The organism is Pseudomonas sp. LBUM920, from assembly GCF_003852315.1.
In the GTDB taxonomy this organism is placed as follows: domain Bacteria; phylum Pseudomonadota; class Gammaproteobacteria; order Pseudomonadales; family Pseudomonadaceae; genus Aquipseudomonas.
Genome location: NZ_CP027762.1, coordinates 2,727,032 through 2,743,586 on the forward strand (window position 1 = coordinate 2,727,032; position 16,555 = coordinate 2,743,586).

Annotated in this window: 21 protein-coding genes; 16 read left to right on the plus strand and 5 right to left on the minus strand. The window is 61.1% G+C overall.

Going from position 1 to position 16,555, the window contains the following annotated elements:
* Positions 1-141 precede the first annotated feature (141 nt).
* The 6 genes from C4J83_RS12640 to C4J83_RS12665 all read left to right on the plus strand — a co-directional run bounded on the left by C4J83_RS12640 (position 142) and on the right by C4J83_RS12665 (position 5,637).
* On the plus strand, positions 142-2,634 hold the full coding sequence (locus C4J83_RS12640) for a TonB-dependent siderophore receptor (protein ID WP_124417185.1): 2,493 nt from the start codon (positions 142-144) through the stop codon (positions 2,632-2,634).
* A gap of 88 nt (positions 2,635-2,722) precedes the next feature.
* The gene (locus C4J83_RS12645) at positions 2,723-3,052 is read left to right on the plus strand and encodes a hypothetical protein (protein WP_124417186.1); all 330 of its coding nucleotides are present in this window, start codon (positions 2,723-2,725) and stop codon (positions 3,050-3,052) included.
* 104 nt (positions 3,053-3,156) lie between these two features.
* Positions 3,157-3,852 carry a fumarylacetoacetate hydrolase family protein gene (locus C4J83_RS12650; protein ID WP_119741708.1) on the plus strand — a complete coding sequence of 232 codons (696 nt, stop codon included), beginning with the start codon at positions 3,157-3,159 and terminating at the stop codon, positions 3,850-3,852.
* A gap of 36 nt (positions 3,853-3,888) precedes the next feature.
* On the plus strand, positions 3,889-4,797 hold the full coding sequence (locus C4J83_RS12655) for a helix-turn-helix transcriptional regulator (RefSeq protein WP_124417187.1): 909 nt from the start codon (positions 3,889-3,891) through the stop codon (positions 4,795-4,797).
* A 128-nt stretch (positions 4,798-4,925) separates the two neighbouring features.
* Positions 4,926-5,372 carry a GNAT family N-acetyltransferase gene (locus tag C4J83_RS12660; protein WP_106577775.1) on the plus strand — a complete coding sequence of 149 codons (447 nt, stop codon included), beginning with the start codon at positions 4,926-4,928 and terminating at the stop codon, positions 5,370-5,372.
* A 4-nt stretch (positions 5,373-5,376) separates the two neighbouring features.
* Entirely contained in the window at positions 5,377-5,637 is a 261-nt protein-coding gene (locus tag C4J83_RS12665) for a hypothetical protein (RefSeq protein WP_124417188.1), read from the plus strand.
* Between the two features lie 265 nt (positions 5,638-5,902).
* Here C4J83_RS12665 and C4J83_RS12670 read toward each other — a convergent pair whose 3' ends face one another.
* Positions 5,903-6,847 carry a sensor domain-containing diguanylate cyclase gene (locus C4J83_RS12670; RefSeq protein WP_124417189.1) on the minus strand — a complete coding sequence of 315 codons (945 nt, stop codon included), beginning with the start codon at positions 6,845-6,847 and terminating at the stop codon, positions 5,903-5,905.
* A 245-nt stretch (positions 6,848-7,092) separates the two neighbouring features.
* Between C4J83_RS12670 and C4J83_RS12675 the strand changes: the two genes are divergently transcribed.
* A complete protein-coding gene (locus C4J83_RS12675; protein WP_106577778.1) occupies positions 7,093-7,341 on the plus strand; it encodes a DUF1652 domain-containing protein in 249 nt (82 codons plus the stop codon).
* Here C4J83_RS12675 and C4J83_RS30470 read toward each other — a convergent pair.
* Positions 7,338-7,478 (minus strand): hypothetical protein, encoded by a 141-nt coding sequence (locus C4J83_RS30470; protein WP_164487927.1) that lies wholly within the window; start codon positions 7,476-7,478, stop codon positions 7,338-7,340. The genes C4J83_RS12675 and C4J83_RS30470 overlap by 4 nt on opposite strands.
* 225 nt (positions 7,479-7,703) lie before the next feature.
* Here C4J83_RS30470 and C4J83_RS12680 point away from each other — a divergent pair, with 225 nt between their 5' ends.
* The 5 genes from C4J83_RS12680 to C4J83_RS12700 are packed head-to-tail and all read left to right on the plus strand — an operon-like array spanning position 7,704 to position 10,166.
* Positions 7,704-8,015: a YXWGXW repeat-containing protein gene (locus C4J83_RS12680; protein ID WP_106577779.1), complete on the plus strand. Its 312-nt coding sequence runs from the start codon at positions 7,704-7,706 to the stop codon at positions 8,013-8,015.
* A gap of 37 nt (positions 8,016-8,052) precedes the next feature.
* Entirely contained in the window at positions 8,053-8,631 is a 579-nt protein-coding gene (locus tag C4J83_RS12685) for an RNA polymerase sigma factor (protein WP_124417190.1), read from the plus strand.
* Entirely contained in the window at positions 8,628-9,059 is a 432-nt protein-coding gene (locus C4J83_RS12690) for a hypothetical protein (protein ID WP_119741718.1), read from the plus strand. Before C4J83_RS12685 ends, C4J83_RS12690 begins: the two co-directional genes overlap by 4 nt.
* Positions 9,056-9,550, plus strand: coding sequence for a periplasmic heavy metal sensor (locus C4J83_RS12695; protein WP_124417191.1), 495 nt, complete (start codon positions 9,056-9,058; stop codon positions 9,548-9,550). The genes C4J83_RS12690 and C4J83_RS12695 overlap by 4 nt, the downstream gene beginning before the upstream one ends.
* A gap of 37 nt (positions 9,551-9,587) precedes the next feature.
* Positions 9,588-10,166 (plus strand): T3SS effector IpaJ family cysteine protease, encoded by a 579-nt coding sequence (locus C4J83_RS12700; RefSeq protein ID WP_124417192.1) that lies wholly within the window; start codon positions 9,588-9,590, stop codon positions 10,164-10,166.
* Positions 10,167-10,653: 487 nt separating this feature from the next.
* On the opposite strand, the gene C4J83_RS12710 is transcribed toward C4J83_RS12700, so the two are convergent.
* Positions 10,654-11,016 (minus strand): NUDIX hydrolase, encoded by a 363-nt coding sequence (locus C4J83_RS12710; RefSeq protein WP_119741722.1) that lies wholly within the window; start codon positions 11,014-11,016, stop codon positions 10,654-10,656.
* Positions 11,017-11,143: 127 nt separating this feature from the next.
* Between C4J83_RS12710 and C4J83_RS12715 the strand changes: the two genes are divergently transcribed.
* Positions 11,144-12,124 (plus strand): Gfo/Idh/MocA family protein, encoded by a 981-nt coding sequence (locus C4J83_RS12715; protein ID WP_124417193.1) that lies wholly within the window; start codon positions 11,144-11,146, stop codon positions 12,122-12,124.
* Between the two features lie 44 nt (positions 12,125-12,168).
* Positions 12,169-12,810, plus strand: coding sequence for a ribonuclease T2 family protein (locus tag C4J83_RS12720; RefSeq protein ID WP_124417194.1), 642 nt, complete (start codon positions 12,169-12,171; stop codon positions 12,808-12,810).
* On the opposite strand, the gene C4J83_RS12725 is transcribed toward C4J83_RS12720, so the two are convergent.
* Positions 12,811-13,659: an AraC family transcriptional regulator gene (locus tag C4J83_RS12725; protein WP_119741729.1), complete on the minus strand. Its 849-nt coding sequence runs from the start codon at positions 13,657-13,659 to the stop codon at positions 12,811-12,813.
* Positions 13,660-13,768: 109 nt separating this feature from the next.
* On the opposite strand from C4J83_RS12725, the gene C4J83_RS12730 reads away from it, so the two are divergent.
* Positions 13,769-14,179: a hypothetical protein gene (locus tag C4J83_RS12730; RefSeq protein WP_124417195.1), complete on the plus strand. Its 411-nt coding sequence runs from the start codon at positions 13,769-13,771 to the stop codon at positions 14,177-14,179.
* An 891-nt stretch (positions 14,180-15,070) separates the two neighbouring features.
* Here the strand turns inward: C4J83_RS12730 and C4J83_RS12735 are convergent.
* A complete protein-coding gene (locus tag C4J83_RS12735) occupies positions 15,071-15,418 on the minus strand; it encodes a hypothetical protein (RefSeq protein ID WP_119741734.1) in 348 nt (115 codons plus the stop codon).
* A 226-nt stretch (positions 15,419-15,644) separates the two neighbouring features.
* Between C4J83_RS12735 and glsB the strand changes: the two genes are divergently transcribed.
* Positions 15,645-16,553, plus strand: a complete 909-nt coding sequence (gene glsB, locus C4J83_RS12740; RefSeq protein ID WP_119741736.1) for a glutaminase B — start codon at positions 15,645-15,647, stop codon at positions 16,551-16,553.
* The last annotated feature ends 2 nt before the right edge of the window (positions 16,554-16,555 follow it).

Sequence of the window (16,555 nt, forward strand, 5' to 3'; positions counted from 1 at the left end):
AGAACTAGCCTGAAGGCCTACAAAAAAAAGCGATCAAACTCATTGCGTAAAACCTCAGCAAATAAAAACCACTCTCATCCTTGCCCGATTTCCGCACATGGCCGTCATGGTTAATAGCACCTCTATTACGCAGGATTTCCCATGTCGCGCCTTGCTCGTCCTTTGCATCCACTGGCCCTGTCAGTGGCGTTTGCCTTTGCCGCCGTGCCATTGCTGGCCGTCCAGTCCTCGTTCGCCGAAGAAAGCAGCAGCGCGTCGCGCCGTTTCTCGATTCCCGCCGGTGACCTCAGCCAGGCCCTCAACAGCCTGGCCGAACAGGCCGGCCTGGTACTGGCATTCGATGCAAGTTTGACCCGCGGCAAGCACAGCAATGGCTTGAGTGGGCAGTACGACACCGACGTGGCGCTGAGCCAATTGCTCGCCGGCAGCGGCTTGCAGGCGCTGAAGATCTCTGCCGACCGCTACCGCTTGGAAGCCATTCCGGATAGCGGCGGCGCCATGGAGTTGCAGGCCACCACCATCAGCGGCGCCTACCACAGCGAAAGCCCCACCGGGCCAGTCGCCGGTTATGTGGCCACCCGCAGCCTGTCGGGCACCAAGACCGACACCGCGCTGATCGAAACCCCGCAGTCGATCTCCGTGGTCACCAAGGACCAGATGCGCGCGCAGAACGCCGAAAGCCTCAACCAGATCCTGCGCTACAGCGCCGCCGTGGTGCCGGAAACCCGAGGTGCCACGGCCTCGCGTCTCGACCAGTTGACCATCCGCGGTTTCGCCCCGGCCACTTACCTCGATGGCCTGCGCATGCCGTCGAGTCGTGACGCGTTGCCGCAAAAAGACGCCTTTGACCTGGAGCGCGTCGAAGTGCTGCGCGGCCCGGCGTCGGTGCTGTACGGGCAGGGCACGCCGAGCGGGGTGATCAACATGGTCACCAAGCGTCCGTTGGACACGCCGTTTCATGAAGTCGGCGTCGAGTACGGCACCTTCAACAAAAAGCGCACCACCTTCGACCTCAGCGGCCCGCTGGACGACCAGGGGGTGTATTCCTACCGCGTAGCGGGGTTGTTCGACGACGCCGATGGCCAGGTCGAACACACCGAAACCCGTCGCCAGTCGCTGTCCAGCGCCTTGACCTGGCGCCCGGACGAGGACACTTCGCTGACCTTGCTCGGGCATTTCCAGAAGGACCCCAAAGGCGCGTCCTACGGCTCTGTGCCCGCCTGGGGTTCGGTGTTGCGCAGCCCCACCGGGCGCAAGATCGACGTGGATTTCTACGACGGCGAAAAGAACTTCGAGAAGAGCGACCGCGAGTATTACTCCGTCGGGTACGCCTTCGAGCATCACTTCAACGATGTCTGGACTGTGCGCCAGAACGCGCGTTACCTGCGCGCCGAAGGCATCTACCGCAGCATTTACAACAGCAACCTGCAGGCCGATTACCGCACATCCACGCGGTCGACCATCGCCACCGATGTCGACATGGACGCCTACACCCTCGACAACCAAGCGCAAGCCAAATTCGACACCGGGCCGTTACAGCACACGCTGTTGATGGGCCTCGACTACCAGAACACCCGCACCGACACCAAGGCCGGTTACGGCAAGGGGCCGAACCTCGACATCTTCGACCCCGTCTACGGCGCGCCTGTGGTCACGCCGGCCTTCACCACCGATGCAACCTCTCGCAGCGAGCAAACCGGGGCGTACCTGCAAGAGCAAATGAAGTGGGACAAATGGGTGCTGTTGCTCGGTGGTCGTTATGACTGGGCCAGCACCGACAGCACCACCAAAACCATCAGCTCCGGCGCCAAGAGCAAGTCGTCCCTGGACAGCAAGGCGTTTACCGGCCGTGTCGGCGTGGTCTACCTGTTCGATAACGGCCTGGCGCCGTATGCCAGCTACGCGGAGTCGTTCAACCCGCAATCGGGCACCGGTTATGGCGGTTCAGTGTTCAAGCCGACCGAAGGCAAGCAGTATGAAATCGGCATCAAATACCAGCCGCCGGGCAGCAACAGCTTTATCACCGCAGCGATTTTCGACCTGCGCCAGAGCAACGTGCCGACCCTGGACCCGGACCCGAGTCATCTGTGTGGCAACGGCCGTTGCAGCGTCCAGGACGGCGAGCAACAGTCGCGTGGTTTCGAGCTGGAAGGCAAGGCCAGCCTCAACGATAACCTCGACATCACTGCGGCCTACGCCTACCTGGACAACCGCGCGAGCAAGTCCAACAGCACCGTGCAGTACGCGCCGCTCACTGATAAAGGCATAGGTCCGGCGATTCCGGTTGAGGGCACCACCACCTACGGTGTACCGCGCCACACCGCCTCGGCGTGGGCCGACTACACCTTCCACGACGGCCAGCTCAAGGGCTTCGGCGTCGGCGCGGGGGCGCGCTATGTCGGCTCGTCCTGGGGCGATACCGCCAACACCCTGAAAGTGCCGGGCTACACCTTGGTTGATGCGGCGGTGCACTACGACATCCCGAATATCGCCAACCCCATGGACAACCTGCGCCTGGCGCTGAACGCAACTAACCTGGCGAACAAGGAATACGTGGCGTCCTGTTATTCCTATTCGTGGTGCTGGTATGGCTCGCAGCGTACGGTGCAGGCGAGTGCGACCTATCAATGGTGAACGGCAGATAAGGCAATTTAATGGCCCCTTTGTAACAAAATTCTCGCCAGAATCACTTTTATTTTCAGGTGGTTAGGTGAGGAAGCAAATGCGCACTGTTGGAATCATGCTGATCGCCTGCTCGTTGGCGAGCGGCGCAGCTGCCGTGCAGGCACGGGAGCTGCGCGAGGGTGACAAGTACATGTGCAGTTGGGGCGCCGGCACTGCCGCCAGGGCCCAGGAACTCAAACTGTCGGGCGTGTCGCTGTATGCCGCACGGCAAAAAATCCAGACCATCACGTTCAGCAAGTCATGGATGCGCATGATGGCCATGGGCATCACCGAGCAGACCTACGACAGCCGTTCCCGGCTCAAGCCCGAGGCGATTCGTCAGAGCTTTTATCAGGATTGCCTGCGCTATAAGGTGGCGCGCAAATAACCCGTTAACCTGCACCGGCCAGTGCAAAATCTGCGTCAGCCTGTCCAACTTTGCCCTGGCACGTCTCGTCATACTGGCGCCAGGCAAACCAAGAGGCGCAGGCCATGACTGATTATGTAATTACTCCTGAACCCATCCCATCCCTGGCCATCCATGGCAGCGCGGCACGTTTTCCGCTGCGCCGCGTGTTCTGCGTGGGCCGCAACTACAGCGAACATGCCCGCGAGATGGGGCATGATCCGGATCGCGAGCCGCCGTTCTTCTTCATGAAGCCGGCCGATGCGGTGGTGCCGGCCGAGGGCGTCATTGCCTATCCGCCGCTGACCGCCGATCTTCACCATGAAGTGGAGCTGGTGGTGGCTATCGCAAAGGGCGGGGTAAATATCACTCCCGAGGATGCGTTTTCCCACATCTGGGGTTACGGCGTCGGCATCGATCTGACCCGCCGCGACCTCCAGGCCCAGGCGAAAAAGCTCTCACGCCCGTGGGAATGGGCCAAGGCCTTTGATGAGTCGGCGCCCAGCACCGCGTTGCAGCCCGTGAGTGCGGTGGGGCACCCGTCTACCGGCAAAATCTGGCTGAAGGTCAATGGCGAACAGCGCCAGGTAGGCGACCTGGCCGACTTGATCTGGTCGGTCAGTGAAGTGATCAGCTATGCCTCGCAATCCGTCGCACTCAAGGCCGGTGACCTGATCTTTACCGGCACCCCTGCCGGCGTTGGCGCGCTGCAGCCGGGCGATGTGGTTACTGCCGGCATCGACGGCGTTGGCGAGCTGAGCTTCACCCTCAGCCAGGGTTGAGGCTACAGTGGTGCCCAGGCCACCCGAGATTTCGTTATGCCAGGCACCCGCGTCACCACTTATGGCATGGAACAACGCAGCGACCGTCCCGACTTTTATATCCGCGACAAGCGCGGGCGGGCGGCGCTGACCAGCCCGCATCGGCATGAATATTTCCAGATCCAGATCAACCTGGGCGGCGACACCGTGCAGCATATCGGCGGCGCGGTGCGGCCGTTTCCGCACAAGGCGCTAGCGTTTATCCTGCCCCATCGCCTGCATGTGATTCCCCACCCCGAAGACGGCGAGTTCATGCTGATCAACTTCAGCCAGGCGTTTTTTCTGCCGCAGCTGACCTGCGACCCGCTGGACCTGGAGGACATTCCCATCGGCCAAGCCCCGGAGTTGTCGCCGTTTCGCTTTCAGGAGCAATTGGATTTCATCCTCGACGATGCGGCCTTCGACGACGTGAAATCCTGGCTGGCGCACATGCGCACCCTGGACGCCCAGCGCACCTTCGGCGCCCGTGAGCGGTTGAAAGGCTATCTCTTCCAACTGATCGGTCTGGTCTGCGAGCAGTACGCCGAACCGCTGCAGGCATTTGCCGCCAATAACGCGACCCGGCGCGGGCGCAAGGACGCCCTGGCGCGGGTGCAGGGCTACATTCGCGAGCATCTGCACGAGCCAACCCTCAACCTGACTGACGCTGCGGCCGCTGCCTTCCTCTCGCCCAACTACCTCACGCATTTGTTGCGCAAGGAAACCGGCAAACCCTTTTCGCAACTGGTACTGGATCGCCGCATGCAGTTGGCGCGCACCTTGTTGCTCAACAGCGCGCAAATGATCGGCGTGATCGCCCAGCGCTGCGGGTTTACCGATGAGGCGTACTTTTCGCGCTGCTTTCGCAAGGCGCATGGCATGGCGCCGGGGCAGTATCGCCGCCAGCAGCAGGCGAATGCGGTGTAGATAAAGCGCGTGCATGTCGGTGGCGCTCGACAGCGCTCTCATACACCTGCAGGCTGGCTTTTTACAAATCCACGACAATGCTTATGTTTCTATGTGCATACAATTGCGCCCTTCAACAGGAGGCCCGTATGCAAATGCTGATACGCGTGGCGACGCCGGACGATATCGACACGCTCTTCGCTATTCGCACCTCGGTGGTGCAAAACCATTTGAGCCGCGAACAGATGACCGCGCTGGGGATTACCCCGCAGGTGCTGGCAGACAGCATTCGTGAAGCGCCCTGTGTTTGGATCGCCGAGGTTGAGGGCCGGCCTGTCGCCTTTTCCATGGTCGACCGGGCCGCAGGCGAGGTGTTTGCGATGTTTGTACAGCCTGGCTACGAAGGCCTGGGCTTGGGCCGCCGCTTGATGGCGGTGGCTGAAGCGGCACTGTTTGAACAGCATGAACGGTTGTTTTTGATCACCGATGGCCGCGATGAAATCCGTGCCAACGGGTTTTACCAGCGGCTGGGCTGGTCGATGGTTGCTCGGGTCGAGGGCGACGACGTCCGGTACGAGAAGAGCAGGGTGCCTTAGTGTCATGAACCCAACGGAACCCCCAGCGTCCTACGGCTTTCGCTACTTTGCGATCGGGGTTCTGTGCGTCGCGGTATTACTGGGTGGCTATTTCATGCGGCTCAATGCCCAGGTCGACCGGGCGCGCGTCGAGGCGGCCGAGCGGTTGGCACTTTGCAGGCAAGTGGAGCGTGTCGCCAGTGCGGCATCGTCCAACAGCCTGGAACTTCGCGATACATGCCGGCAATTAAACGGGCAATCATCCAACAGTGCTGCACCTCTATGATTCATAACCCTTTTTAATATAAGGAGATAGAGGCGTAACTTGCACCAAAAAGTGGCATTTATAATCCCGTCCTCCTTAAAAAATGTGTGGTTATTGAATGACTTACGGCGTTTTCAATCCGACGAAAGGATTAAAATCGTCTTGTTACAGGTTTTTACAATCGGTACTATAGCCGGGCGTTCACCTCCCACGGTTTATGCACTTTTAAATCCCAAGTTTCCATCAGCTACTTGGGATTTTTTTTGCCCGGAATTTGACTGTGGCGTCAAAGTTCACCGTCGGCAAACTCTGCCCGCATACGCCCGTTATGTTTGGCCTTGTACAGCAACTTATCGACTGACTCGACAAACTCGAGCAGGTTGCTGTTGGGCGTCACCAGATGCGTGCCAACGCCCAGGCTCAGGGTCAGCAGCTTGGAAACCGCTGAAAAGCCATGTTCGATCTGTTGTTGGCAGATCAGGTGCAGGCAGCGTCGCGCCACTTGCCTGGCCGACGCCGCGTCAGTCTCTGGCAGCAGCCACACAAACTCCTCGCCGCCGATCCGCGCAATGAAATCCCGTGGCCGGTTAGCCGCCAGCGACAAGGTGCGCGCTACCTGGCGCAAGGCTTCGTCGCCTTTGATATGGCCGTAGTGGTCGTTGTACTGCTTGAAAAAGTCGATATCGAGGATGATCAACGACAGCGGCAACTGGCTGCGCTGGGCGCTTGCCCATTCGCGCTCCAGCACGGTGTCGAACATGCGGCGGTTGGCAATGCCGGTGAGGCCGTCCTGGAAGGAATATTCCTCCAGTTGTTTTTGCAGGCGAATCAAGTGTTCTTCGGTCTTCTTGCGCTCGCTGATATCGAACATGAAGCCGATCAACGCTTCGACTTCATCGCCCTTGCGCACCACATGCACCACATCGCGGATCCACACGTAGTCTCCGTTTACCGTCAGCGCGCGGTAATCGGCCTCGTGATCGACGCCGGCGCGTGATTGCGACACGCAGAAATTCACCACGTACTCGCGGTCGTCCGGGTGCATGCGTTCGACCCAGTCGTCCACGCTCGCCCAGCTTTGCGGGGTCCAGCCCAGCAACGCCTCGATCTGCGGGCCGATATAGCTGAAGGTCATGGTCTGCCAATCGATGCGCCAAGGGATGGCTTTGGTCGATTCCAGCAGCGTTTTGTACACGTCACTGTCGGGCTGGCTCGGAGGAATGAGGCTCATGGCGGGCGGCTCGCGGTGATGGCAAAGAGCCAAGAGCGTCTTTTGAACGGCGCCCTGAGTCAAGCCTTCGCCACAGCAGCAGACGAGAGGTCGCGTGCTGGGTTTCTGGCGTCAGCGCCACAGCGTCTGCGCGGCAAAATGCGGCCCAGGTATCACTTTTGAATTAATTGTTCAGTGCCCGGCAAAAGCTTATCTATGCTGGATGCATCACACCTGCAGGGTCGAACCCAGGGACGGGGCTTGTCATGATGTCGATCATCGAACTCAACCGCATCATGGCCTCGGGCTTCCTGCCGCTTGTGTGTGAGTGCAGCCTCAACAGCGACGGCTCGCTGCGCATCAGCGTATTTGAACCGGCGTCCGGGCGTGTCGACCTGTTGCTGACCCGGGTGTCGCCCCAAGGTCTGGACAGCGTCCGTTCCATCGCAAACCTGATTGGCGAACTGCGCACCGAGATCAAGGCCGGGCGTCGCGGCTTTGCGGCAGTCGGTTAGCTATTGACGGCGCTGCTGGGCGTGGACACAGCGCCGTAGTAGCGCCAGCAGCAATGCCGGTGTTCCGGCAGGATGACACAGCCGCTGAGGCTGGCGATCAGCAGGGCGGCGACAAGCAGAGTCAGGCGACGAGACATGGTTATTTCCTCATGGTGTGCATTGCGTTACACCTTGAACGCCGCCACTTGCGCAAATCCGTCGCCACGCTTTCAAACATTTCATCAAGCGCCGCCATCCCCTGAGTAATACTCGCCTTAACCAGCGTCGAGAGAAATTTCGTCGTTATCGCGACGGATTTTTCCTACCCCGCCGTTCAACCCATCAGCAGCGAACATTTTCGTCCGCCGTATGAAGGAGTTGCCATGAATCCACTGGCCAAATTGCGCTACGCCTTGCTGGTTCCGCTGGCGTTTGCCGCGCTTGTCAGCACCCCGACCTTTGCCCAAACCGAAGTGATCATCCGCCAGGCGCCACCGGCGGAGCGTGTTGAAGTGATTCCCGCCGAACGCCCAGGCTTTGTCTGGGACCGTGGCCACTGGCAATGGATGCACGGCGCGTATGCCTGGGTGCCGGGCCACTGGCAGGAGGTGGTGCGCAATGCCCGTTGGGAACCCGGGCACTGGGAATCCCGTGGCCCGAACTGGTACTGGCGCGAAGGCCACTGGATCCGCTGAACCCTGAACCTTAGCCAGTGCATTGAGAACTGCCCGATTGAAAGACACTGATCCGGACGTTGAGCTACTGGCGCGTATCAGCAACAACGAGCCTGCTGCCGTCAACGAAATGGTGACGCGCAAGCTTCCGCGTTTGCTCGCGCTCGCCAGTCGGATCCTCGGGGATGCCGACGAGGCCAAGGACGTGGCCCAGGAAAGTTTCCTGCGCATCTGGCGCCAGGCGGCCAACTGGCGGCCTGGCGAAGCGCGTTTCGACACCTGGCTGCACCGCGTGGCACTCAACCTGTGCCACGACCGGTTGCGTCGGCGCAAGGAGCGCCCGTTGAACGAAGACGAGGTGCTGGAACTGGCGGACGGCGCGCCGGCCCTTGATGAACAGTTGGAAACGGCCGACCGCAGTGCAAGGATGGCCGCCGCGTTGGCGACCTTGCCCGAGCGGCAGCGCGAAGCCATCGTGTTGCAGTACTACCAGGAGCTGTCGAATATCGACGCCGCGGCCCTGATGAACATCAGCGTCGAGGCACTGGAGAGCCTGCTGTCGCGGGCCCGACGCCAGTTGCGCAGTCAACTTGCCGACACACCCGGGCTCGCCCGCCCAGGAAGGGGAAAACCATGACACCTGAACGATTTGCGCACCTGGCTGACGCCTACGGGGCCAGCCTGCACCGCTGGCCTCTGGCTGAGCAGGCGCCCGCCCAGGCGCTGCTCGACAGCGGCAATGTCCACGCCCGCGAGGCATTGCTTGAGGCCAGCTGGCTGGATGGGCAGTTGGACAGCCATCAGTTGGCATTCGCCGACCCGGCGCTGGCGCGCCAGATCCGTGAGTCTGCACCGCGACGGGCGTCGTTCTGGTCGCGTTACGCCCACTGGCTGTCGCCCGCAGGCCTGGTGGGCGCGGGCATTGCCGGCATCGCCGCCGGGGTGCTGGTGGCGTCGCTGAGCGTGCCGTTGCCGATGCTGTCATCCGACGTGCTGCCCAGCGTCTTCGATCAGGGCGATGCCGACGTCGTCTTCACCGTCAACGCCGAGGAAACCGAGCAATGACCCCAAAATCCCTTAAACCGTGGTTGCTTGTCTCGGTGCTGCTCAACGTGTTTTTGATCGGCGGCGTGGGTGGCGGCCTCTACCACTGGATGGCCACGCCCCGGCCTGCCGAAGCGGTGGTCAACCAGCACGGTTTGCGCCAGGCGATGATCAAATTGCCGCCAGAGCGCCGCAAGGAATTGCGCCAGTTACTGCGCCAGAACCGTGCCGACAGCCAACCGCTGATCATGGCCGGTCGCGAAGCGCGGCTGGGCGTGATCAAACAGCTGGAAGCGCCGAGCCTTGATCGCGAAGTGCTGGTGACGGAGCTGGCCAAGGCGCGCGAGGCCGACGCCGCGCTGCGGGCCTTGGTGGACACGACACTGGCGCAGTTCGCGAGCAATCTGCCCCAGGATGAACGGCAGAAACTGGTGGAGGCGTTGTACCAGCGCGGGCAGGCCAAAAGCCGCGAGAAACTTCCCCAGGTCGCGGGGAATAAACCGCGCTCTTGAGCTGTTATGCACTCACGATCACCCTCGAGAGTTGCATATGCCGGCTGCTAAAAAGAAACAAGCCTTTGGATTTTCCTGTGGGGCGGCCTCGTTGCTGTGCGCCGCCGTGGAACTGGGCGGCACCTTGCCCGCAGGCCTGACGGCGACTGACGCCCTGCGCACCAACATGTGTGAAGTCGAGCTGTACAAGATCACCTCCGGCGCCATTACGGGCGGAGTGGTCAAGCCTTTCGACCCGACCAAGGCGGGTTACTCTTACCCGCATAACGTGGCATTGGCGGCGCGTTCGCTGGGGTTGAATGTGACGATCTACATGGATGGGTTTCTGGCCACGGCGCTGTCGGTGCTCTACCCGCAGTGCGAGGAGCAATGCATCAAGGCTGGGTTCCCGGTGATTCATGGCAAACCTCCGGCGCTGGCGGGGAACCGGCGTGCGTTGATCGTGGTGACGACGTTTTTGATTGGCCTGCACTATGTGATGGAGCGGCCGGGCGGTGGGTACATGGACCCGAATGATGGTGAGGATTTTGCCGACTTCAAGGCCATGAATGGGGTGTCCAAGGCGTACGGGCAGACCGGGATTACCTTGGTATTGGAGCGGGAAGTGGTGGTTTAGCGTTCACGTTCCTGTGCAGATCCAGTGGGGAGCCGTCGAGCTTTAGCGAGGCCGCGAAGGCGCCAGTGCTGGCACTACAGCCCGAGTGTCGGTCACCTTTCTGGGGCCGAGTCTCGATCAAAAGCAAAGCACCGCGCCCTGATGGGTTACAACAAAAGCGCTTCTTCGCTGTGCAGCGGCGGGTTGCAAGTTACCTGACGGTAGGGAAACCCAATGTGGGAGCGGGCTTGTCCGCGAAGCCGGTGGGTCGGGTACGAATTCATTGACTGACATGCCGCCTTCGCGAGCAAGCCCGCTCCCACAATTTTCACCGCGCAAGGCTCTCAGGCTAACCGGCCCATCTTTCGAAGATGCCCTATTCGGCGACTCTCGCGCGGTTTCGGTGGCGCATGCGGCCGCTGCCGCGTTCGTCAAATCCTTTGTCGAACGGCAGAAAGCGAATGGCGTGGTGAAGCGAGGTTGGCTGGACAGCGTGCAGAGCGCGGAATTACAAACGGCGTAGGAAGGATTTAACGATGTGGCGGGTGGCGTCGGTGGTGTCCAGTTCGTCCAGCGCGGCATAGGCGTGCCAGCGGCAATCGACGATCTCGTTGCAAGGTCGTGCCTCGGCGATATTCACCACCGAGGCTTCGAACACGTGGTGCACGGTGTCGCGGGCCTTCAATTCCTGCAAGTACAGCAAGCCGTCCACGTTCAATCCGGTTTCTTCTTCCAACTCTCGTTCGGCCGCGCCGACCGGGCGCTCATCGCGCTCGACCTTGCCGCCGGGCAATGCCCATTTCGATCTGGCCTTGCGCACGAAGAGGATATGCCCCTCGTGTTCGCAAATGACCGTGGCCCTTATTTTCATCGTGTGTGCCCCCGCAGCGGGATGTATGTCATAAAAGTGTAATGCAATTGTCATGCTAAGTGCTTATGGCGCGCACGGGTGGGGATGTGGATACTGACCGATTGATGAAAACGGACGAGGAGAACAGATGACTACCGTACGTTGGGGCATGATCGGTTGTGGCAGTGTCACTGAATTGAAGAGTGGACCCGCTTTCTACAAAGCGCCAGGTTCGGCACTGGTGGCCGTGATGGGGCGTCGCGAGGAGGCGGTGCGCGATTATGCGGCACGCCACGGCATTGCGCGCTTCTATACCGACGCTCAGGCACTGATCGACGACCCTGAAGTGGACGCCGTGTACATCGCTACACCGCCTGACAGCCACCTTGAATACAGCCTGATGGTGGCGGCCGCCGGCAAACATTGCTGTGTCGAGAAACCCATGGCCCTCAACGCTGAGCAAAGCGCGTTGATGCAGCGCACCTTCGAACGCGCCGGGTTGCACTTGTTTGTTTCCTACTACCGCCGCTCGCTGCCGCGCTTTGAGCAGGTGCGTGACTGGCTGCGAGACGGGCGCATCGGTGAATTGCGCCAAGTGATCTGGACCTTGAGCAAACCACCGGCCGCCGCGGACGCCAGTGCCGCCAATTGGCGTACCGACCCGGCTGTTGCCGGTGGCGGCTATTTTGCTGACCTCGCCAGCCACGGGTTTGATTTGTTTCAGTTTCTGGCCGGCGATATCGTCGAAGTCACCGGGTTTACCGCCCGACAGGCCGGGGAATATGCCGCCGAAGATGCGGTGACGGCCTGCTGGACCTTCGGTTCCGGCGCGCTGGGCATGGGCTGCTGGAACTTCGTTGCGGACCGCCGCGAAGATCGCGTAGAGCTGATCGGCAGCCGCGGCCGCATCACCTTTGCCGTGTTCGAAGACCAGCCATTGCGCCTTGAAGGCGAAGTCGACGAAGTGCTCGAAGTACCTTGCCATGCGCATATCCAGTGGCACCATGTGCTGGCGATGAACGCCCACATTCGTGGCGAGGCCGAGCATCCTTCGCTGGCGATCGAGGCGTTGAAGACCGATCGGGTTCTGGACAAGGTACTGCAGCGCAATCCCAACCGCCCCGAGTAACCGTCCTGCGGTGCGCGGCGCCTATGTTTTCAAGGAACAGATGGATGAACTACAAGACAGCCTGGATAGCGCTGTGGCTGGTGCTGGCCAGCACGGTGGCGCAAGCGGCGCCACGCGAGCAGCGGCCCGCGGGAGATTTTGATTTTTACCTGCTGTCACTGTCGTGGTCGCCGACGTTTTGCCTCACGCACCCGGACAACCAACAATGCTCCGGCAAGGGCTATGGGTTTGTCTTGCATGGGCTATGGCCGCAATACGCCAAAGGCGGGTGGCCGGCATCGTGTGACCCGCAATCGCGGTTGTCGGCGCAGGAACTGGCCAAGGGCGCTTTGATATTCCCCACGCGCACGCTGCTTAAACATGAATGGTCCAAGCACGGCACGTGCAGCGGTCTGGATGCGTCGCGCTATCTGGACGCGACGGATGCGGCGCTGGCGACAGTGCAGATTCCGCCGCAGTTGCAGCCGTTCAATGTGCCCAACTACCTGGAAGCGCGCGACATCGAACACCTGTTTCGCCAGAGCAACCCGGCCATGGGCGACCATGGCATGGCTGTGATCTGCAAGGGCAAGGTGCTGTCCGAAGTGCGCGTGTGCCTGACCAAGGAATTGCGCTTTGCCGGTTGCCCCGCAAGCGTCAAGACTCAGTGCCGCAGCGGCGATATTCGGGTCCCGGTGCAGCGCTGATCAGGCGCCCGAGTGCATCGAAATGGCTGCAGGCGTGGTACTCGACGCCCCGGCGCGGTCCGCCAGGTAACGGGCCGGTGGCTGGCCCACGGCTTTGCGGAACATGGTGATAAAACCGCTGGCGTTTTCATAGCCCAGGTCCAGCGCCACGCGCTGCACGCTTTCACCCTTGGCCAGGCGTTGCAGAGACAGGATCACATGCAACTGCCTGCGCCAGCGACCGAAGCTCAGGCCCAGCTCCTCCAACAGCAAGCGCGTCATGCTGCGCTCGCTCATGCCGATGCGCACGGCCCATTGGCTGAGGGTGGCCTTGTCGCTGGGGTCGGCCAGCAAACTCTCCGCCAGGCGTCGCAGCCTCGGGTCCTGGGGCATGGGCAAATGCAGGGCTTCGACCGGTGCCTGGGCCAGTTCATCGAGCAGCGTGTTGATCAAACGTCCCTGGGCGCCGTCTTCGTCATACAGCTGCGGGAAACTCACCGCCTTGCCGATCAACTCATGCAACAGGCCCGACACAGCCAGGGTGCAGCATTGCGCGGGCAGGGCGCCGCTGACGTCGGGATCGATCAACAGGCAATACACCTCGGCCTCACCTGAACCCCTCGCGGCGTGCGGCAGGCCGCCGGGAATCCACAGGGCGCACTGGGGCGGCACGATCCAGATACCGGCCTCGATCTGACAGTGAATCACCCCGCGCAGGGTGTACATCAGTTGGCCTTTGCGATGTGAGTGCGGCGTGTGCTCCCAGCGTTCGCTGGTGCTGCTGGCACTCACGGCCACCACCGCACGCGGGAACACGTCGGCATCCTTGGACATCGAGGGATGATGCAGATCGAGGCGGTGGTGCTTCATATTCGATTCGCAGCTTGGCTGAATTGCGAAACAGTCTGGCTATTCTGTGCAATGCCGTCCAGTAGCGTGGTCACTATAGTGAGATCTACTCTCATTCAGGAGCTGTGCCATGCGACTCGACAGTACAACGTTCCCCGTGGTGAAAATCGTCTTCGACGCGCCCAACGAAAGCGGCCCGGAAGATGCCTTTGTGGTCTTTGAAGGGTTGTTGGCCAGAAAGCAGGCTTTCTTGCTGCTGCACGAAAAATCCGTGGACGAAAACGCCCACGAGCACTCTCACGAGGAGCGCAGGCAAGCCTCGATTTGGATGAAGAAAAACAAACAGGCGCTGCGCACCTTCGTCAAAGGCATGATCCAGGTAGAACCCAGTGCCGCCCAACGCCTGGCCCTCAAGCCATTTGCCGCGATGTTCGGCAAAGCCTGGGGCTACCCACTGCTGGTCGTAGAGTCCAAGGACCAGGCATGGGCGCTGGCGCGGGATGTGCTGGATGAGCAGATATCCGACGTGGCGCACTTTTGACGTGTGCTCATTGAAAACGGTGGGAGCTGGCTTGCTCGCGAATGCGGTGGGTCAGCTACACCTTCAGTGACTGACACTGCGCCTTCGCGAGCAAGCCCGCTCCCACATTATTCGGTGGCGCCCTTTGGTTCACGCACACCGTTCAGCCAACGGTGCTGGATGAACCCGTTTCCAACGTCGCGCACTTTCTAGGTGTACGCCGTAAAAACTGTGGGAGCTGGCTTGCCTGCGATAGCGTTGGGTCAGCAACATTGATGTCAGCTGACACGCCCTCATCGCAGGCAAGCCAGCTCCCACATTATTCGGTGGCGCCCTTTGGTTCACGCACACCGTTCGGCCTACTGTGCTGGATGAGCCAGTCTCCAACGTCGCGCACTTTCTAGGTGTACGCAGTCAAAACTGTGGGAGCTGGCTTGCCTGCGATAGCGGTGGGTCAGCAGCATTGATGTCAGCTGACACGCCCTCATCGCAGGCAAGCCAGCTCCCACAGGGGTTAGGTGGCGTTCAGGAGCCCACGCAAACCACTCGGCACGACGGTGATGAATGAGCCAGTCTCCAACGTCGCGCACTTTCTAGGTGTACGCAGTTAAAACTGTGGGAGCGGGCTTGCTCGCGAATGCGGCGGGTCAGCGACACACCCGGTGACTGACACTGCGCCTTCGCGAGCAAGCCCGCTCCCACATTATTCGGTGGCGCCCTTTGGTTCACGCACACCGTTCGGCCTACTGTGCTGGATGAGCCAGTCTCCAACGTCGCGCACTTTCTAGGTGTACGCAGTTAAAACTGTGGGAGCGGGCTTGCTCGCGAATGCGGCGGGTCAGCGACACACCCAGTGACTGACACTGCGCCTTCGCGAGCAAGCCCGCTCCTGGACTGTTTTGGCGGCGCCCATCAATCCACACAAATCGCCCGGCCCAGCTTGCCTTTCTCCACCGTCGCCGAGCAGCCGAAGTGGCTGTTATCCACCTGGCACGTACCCGCTACAGGGCCGTTGCCCGATTGCGTGGTCACACTGGTCTGACACTCACCCTCGCACTGGCTCGAATCGGTGCAAGCCTTGCCCGCGTCCCTGTACGGCGTGATGCACTTCCAGCTCTGCAACTTGCCGACCTGCCTCATCGTGCCACCGCCCGCCAGGCAGGTGGATGCGGCGGAATCCTGCGCCGGCGCAGCGGTGGGCGAGTGGGTCGAGCAGGCCGATACCAGCAACAGGGCGGCCAAACCAATCATCAATTTCATGCAAAAGTCCTCGTGGAGTAAGCGCAGCGGCGCAGTGTACGGGCTATTGGACTCCTTTGATTGACGAGCGATCCCTACCTGGAAGTTGACCCATGCACACCCTATGCAAACGCTGTGTCGCCCTGCTGGACTTCACGTTCTCTACTGCGCCACCTGAGCGGCGCGTTTCAGGTATCCTGCGCGCCCCGTTTATCACTGATTCAAAGAAACAATGACCGGACAAGACATGCAGGCGCTGCTCGAGTCGATCCTCGACGAAGTTCGTCCACTGATCGGCCAGGGCAAAGTCGCCGACTACATCCCCGCACTGGCCGATGTGCCCGCCAATCAACTCGGTATCGCCGTGTACGGCAACGACGGCTCGGCTTACTGCGCCGGTGATGCCGACACGTTGTTCTCGGTGCAGAGCATTTCCAAGGTGTTCAGCCTGGTGCAGGCCATCGACCACGGCGGCGAAACCATCTGGGAACGCTTGGGTCACGAACCGTCGGGGCAACCGTTCAACTCCATGGTGCAGCTGGAATTCGAACGCGGCCGCCCACGCAACCCGTTCATCAACGCCGGCGCGCTGGTGATCTGCGACATCAACCAGTCGCGCTTTGCCGTGCCGATCCTGTCGATGCGCGACTTCGTGCGGCGCCTGTCGGGCAACCCGCAGATCCTGGTCAACAGCGTCGTCGCCGACTCCGAAGCCCAGCACGGCGCACGCAACGCGGCCATGGCCTACCTGATGAAAGCCTTCGGCAACTTCCACAACGACGTGGACGCAGTGCTGCACAGCTACTTCAATTACTGCGCGTTGCAAATGAGCTGCCTGGACCTGGCCAGGGCCTTCAGTTTTCTCGCCAACGAGGGCGTGAGTGCCCACAGCGGCGAGCAGATTTTGACTGCGCGCCAGACCAAGCAAGTCAACTCGATCATGGCCACCAGCGGGCTGTATGACGAGGCGGGCAATTTTGCCTATCGCGTGGGTTTACCGGGCAAGAGCGGGGTAGGTGGCGGGATTGTCGCGGTGGTGCCGGGCCAGTTCACCGTGTGCGTGTGGTCGCCGGAGTTGAATGCGGCGGGCAATTCGCTGGCCGGGATGAAGGCGTTGGAGTTGTTGAGCGAGCGGATTGGGTGGTCGGTGTTTTGATG

Excerpts from the sequence above, each read along its gene's own strand:
- C4J83_RS12640 (WP_124417185.1), top strand. The coding sequence starts at position 142 with ATGTCGCGCCTTGCTCGTCCTTTGCATCCACTGGCCCTGTCAGTGGCG.
- C4J83_RS12645 (WP_124417186.1), top strand. The coding sequence starts at position 2,723 with ATGCGCACTGTTGGAATCATGCTGATCGCCTGCTCGTTGGCGAGCGGC.
- C4J83_RS12650 (WP_119741708.1), top strand. The coding sequence starts at position 3,157 with ATGACTGATTATGTAATTACTCCTGAACCCATCCCATCCCTGGCCATC.
- C4J83_RS12655 (WP_124417187.1), top strand. The coding sequence starts at position 3,889 with ATGCCAGGCACCCGCGTCACCACTTATGGCATGGAACAACGCAGCGAC.
- C4J83_RS12660 (WP_106577775.1), top strand. The coding sequence starts at position 4,926 with ATGCAAATGCTGATACGCGTGGCGACGCCGGACGATATCGACACGCTC.
- C4J83_RS12665 (WP_124417188.1), top strand. The coding sequence starts at position 5,377 with ATGAACCCAACGGAACCCCCAGCGTCCTACGGCTTTCGCTACTTTGCG.
- C4J83_RS12670 (WP_124417189.1), bottom strand. The coding sequence starts at position 6,847 with ATGAGCCTCATTCCTCCGAGCCAGCCCGACAGTGACGTGTACAAAACG.
- C4J83_RS12675 (WP_106577778.1), top strand. The coding sequence starts at position 7,093 with ATGATGTCGATCATCGAACTCAACCGCATCATGGCCTCGGGCTTCCTG.
- C4J83_RS30470 (WP_164487927.1), bottom strand. The coding sequence starts at position 7,478 with ATGTCTCGTCGCCTGACTCTGCTTGTCGCCGCCCTGCTGATCGCCAGC.
- C4J83_RS12680 (WP_106577779.1), top strand. The coding sequence starts at position 7,704 with ATGAATCCACTGGCCAAATTGCGCTACGCCTTGCTGGTTCCGCTGGCG.
- C4J83_RS12690 (WP_119741718.1), top strand. The coding sequence starts at position 8,628 with ATGACACCTGAACGATTTGCGCACCTGGCTGACGCCTACGGGGCCAGC.
- C4J83_RS12695 (WP_124417191.1), top strand. The coding sequence starts at position 9,056 with ATGACCCCAAAATCCCTTAAACCGTGGTTGCTTGTCTCGGTGCTGCTC.
- C4J83_RS12700 (WP_124417192.1), top strand. The coding sequence starts at position 9,588 with ATGCCGGCTGCTAAAAAGAAACAAGCCTTTGGATTTTCCTGTGGGGCG.
- C4J83_RS12710 (WP_119741722.1), bottom strand. The coding sequence starts at position 11,016 with ATGAAAATAAGGGCCACGGTCATTTGCGAACACGAGGGGCATATCCTC.
- C4J83_RS12715 (WP_124417193.1), top strand. The coding sequence starts at position 11,144 with ATGACTACCGTACGTTGGGGCATGATCGGTTGTGGCAGTGTCACTGAA.
- C4J83_RS12720 (WP_124417194.1), top strand. The coding sequence starts at position 12,169 with ATGAACTACAAGACAGCCTGGATAGCGCTGTGGCTGGTGCTGGCCAGC.
- C4J83_RS12725 (WP_119741729.1), bottom strand. The coding sequence starts at position 13,659 with ATGAAGCACCACCGCCTCGATCTGCATCATCCCTCGATGTCCAAGGAT.
- C4J83_RS12730 (WP_124417195.1), top strand. The coding sequence starts at position 13,769 with ATGCGACTCGACAGTACAACGTTCCCCGTGGTGAAAATCGTCTTCGAC.
- C4J83_RS12735 (WP_119741734.1), bottom strand. The coding sequence starts at position 15,418 with ATGAAATTGATGATTGGTTTGGCCGCCCTGTTGCTGGTATCGGCCTGC.
- glsB (WP_119741736.1), top strand. The coding sequence starts at position 15,645 with ATGCAGGCGCTGCTCGAGTCGATCCTCGACGAAGTTCGTCCACTGATC.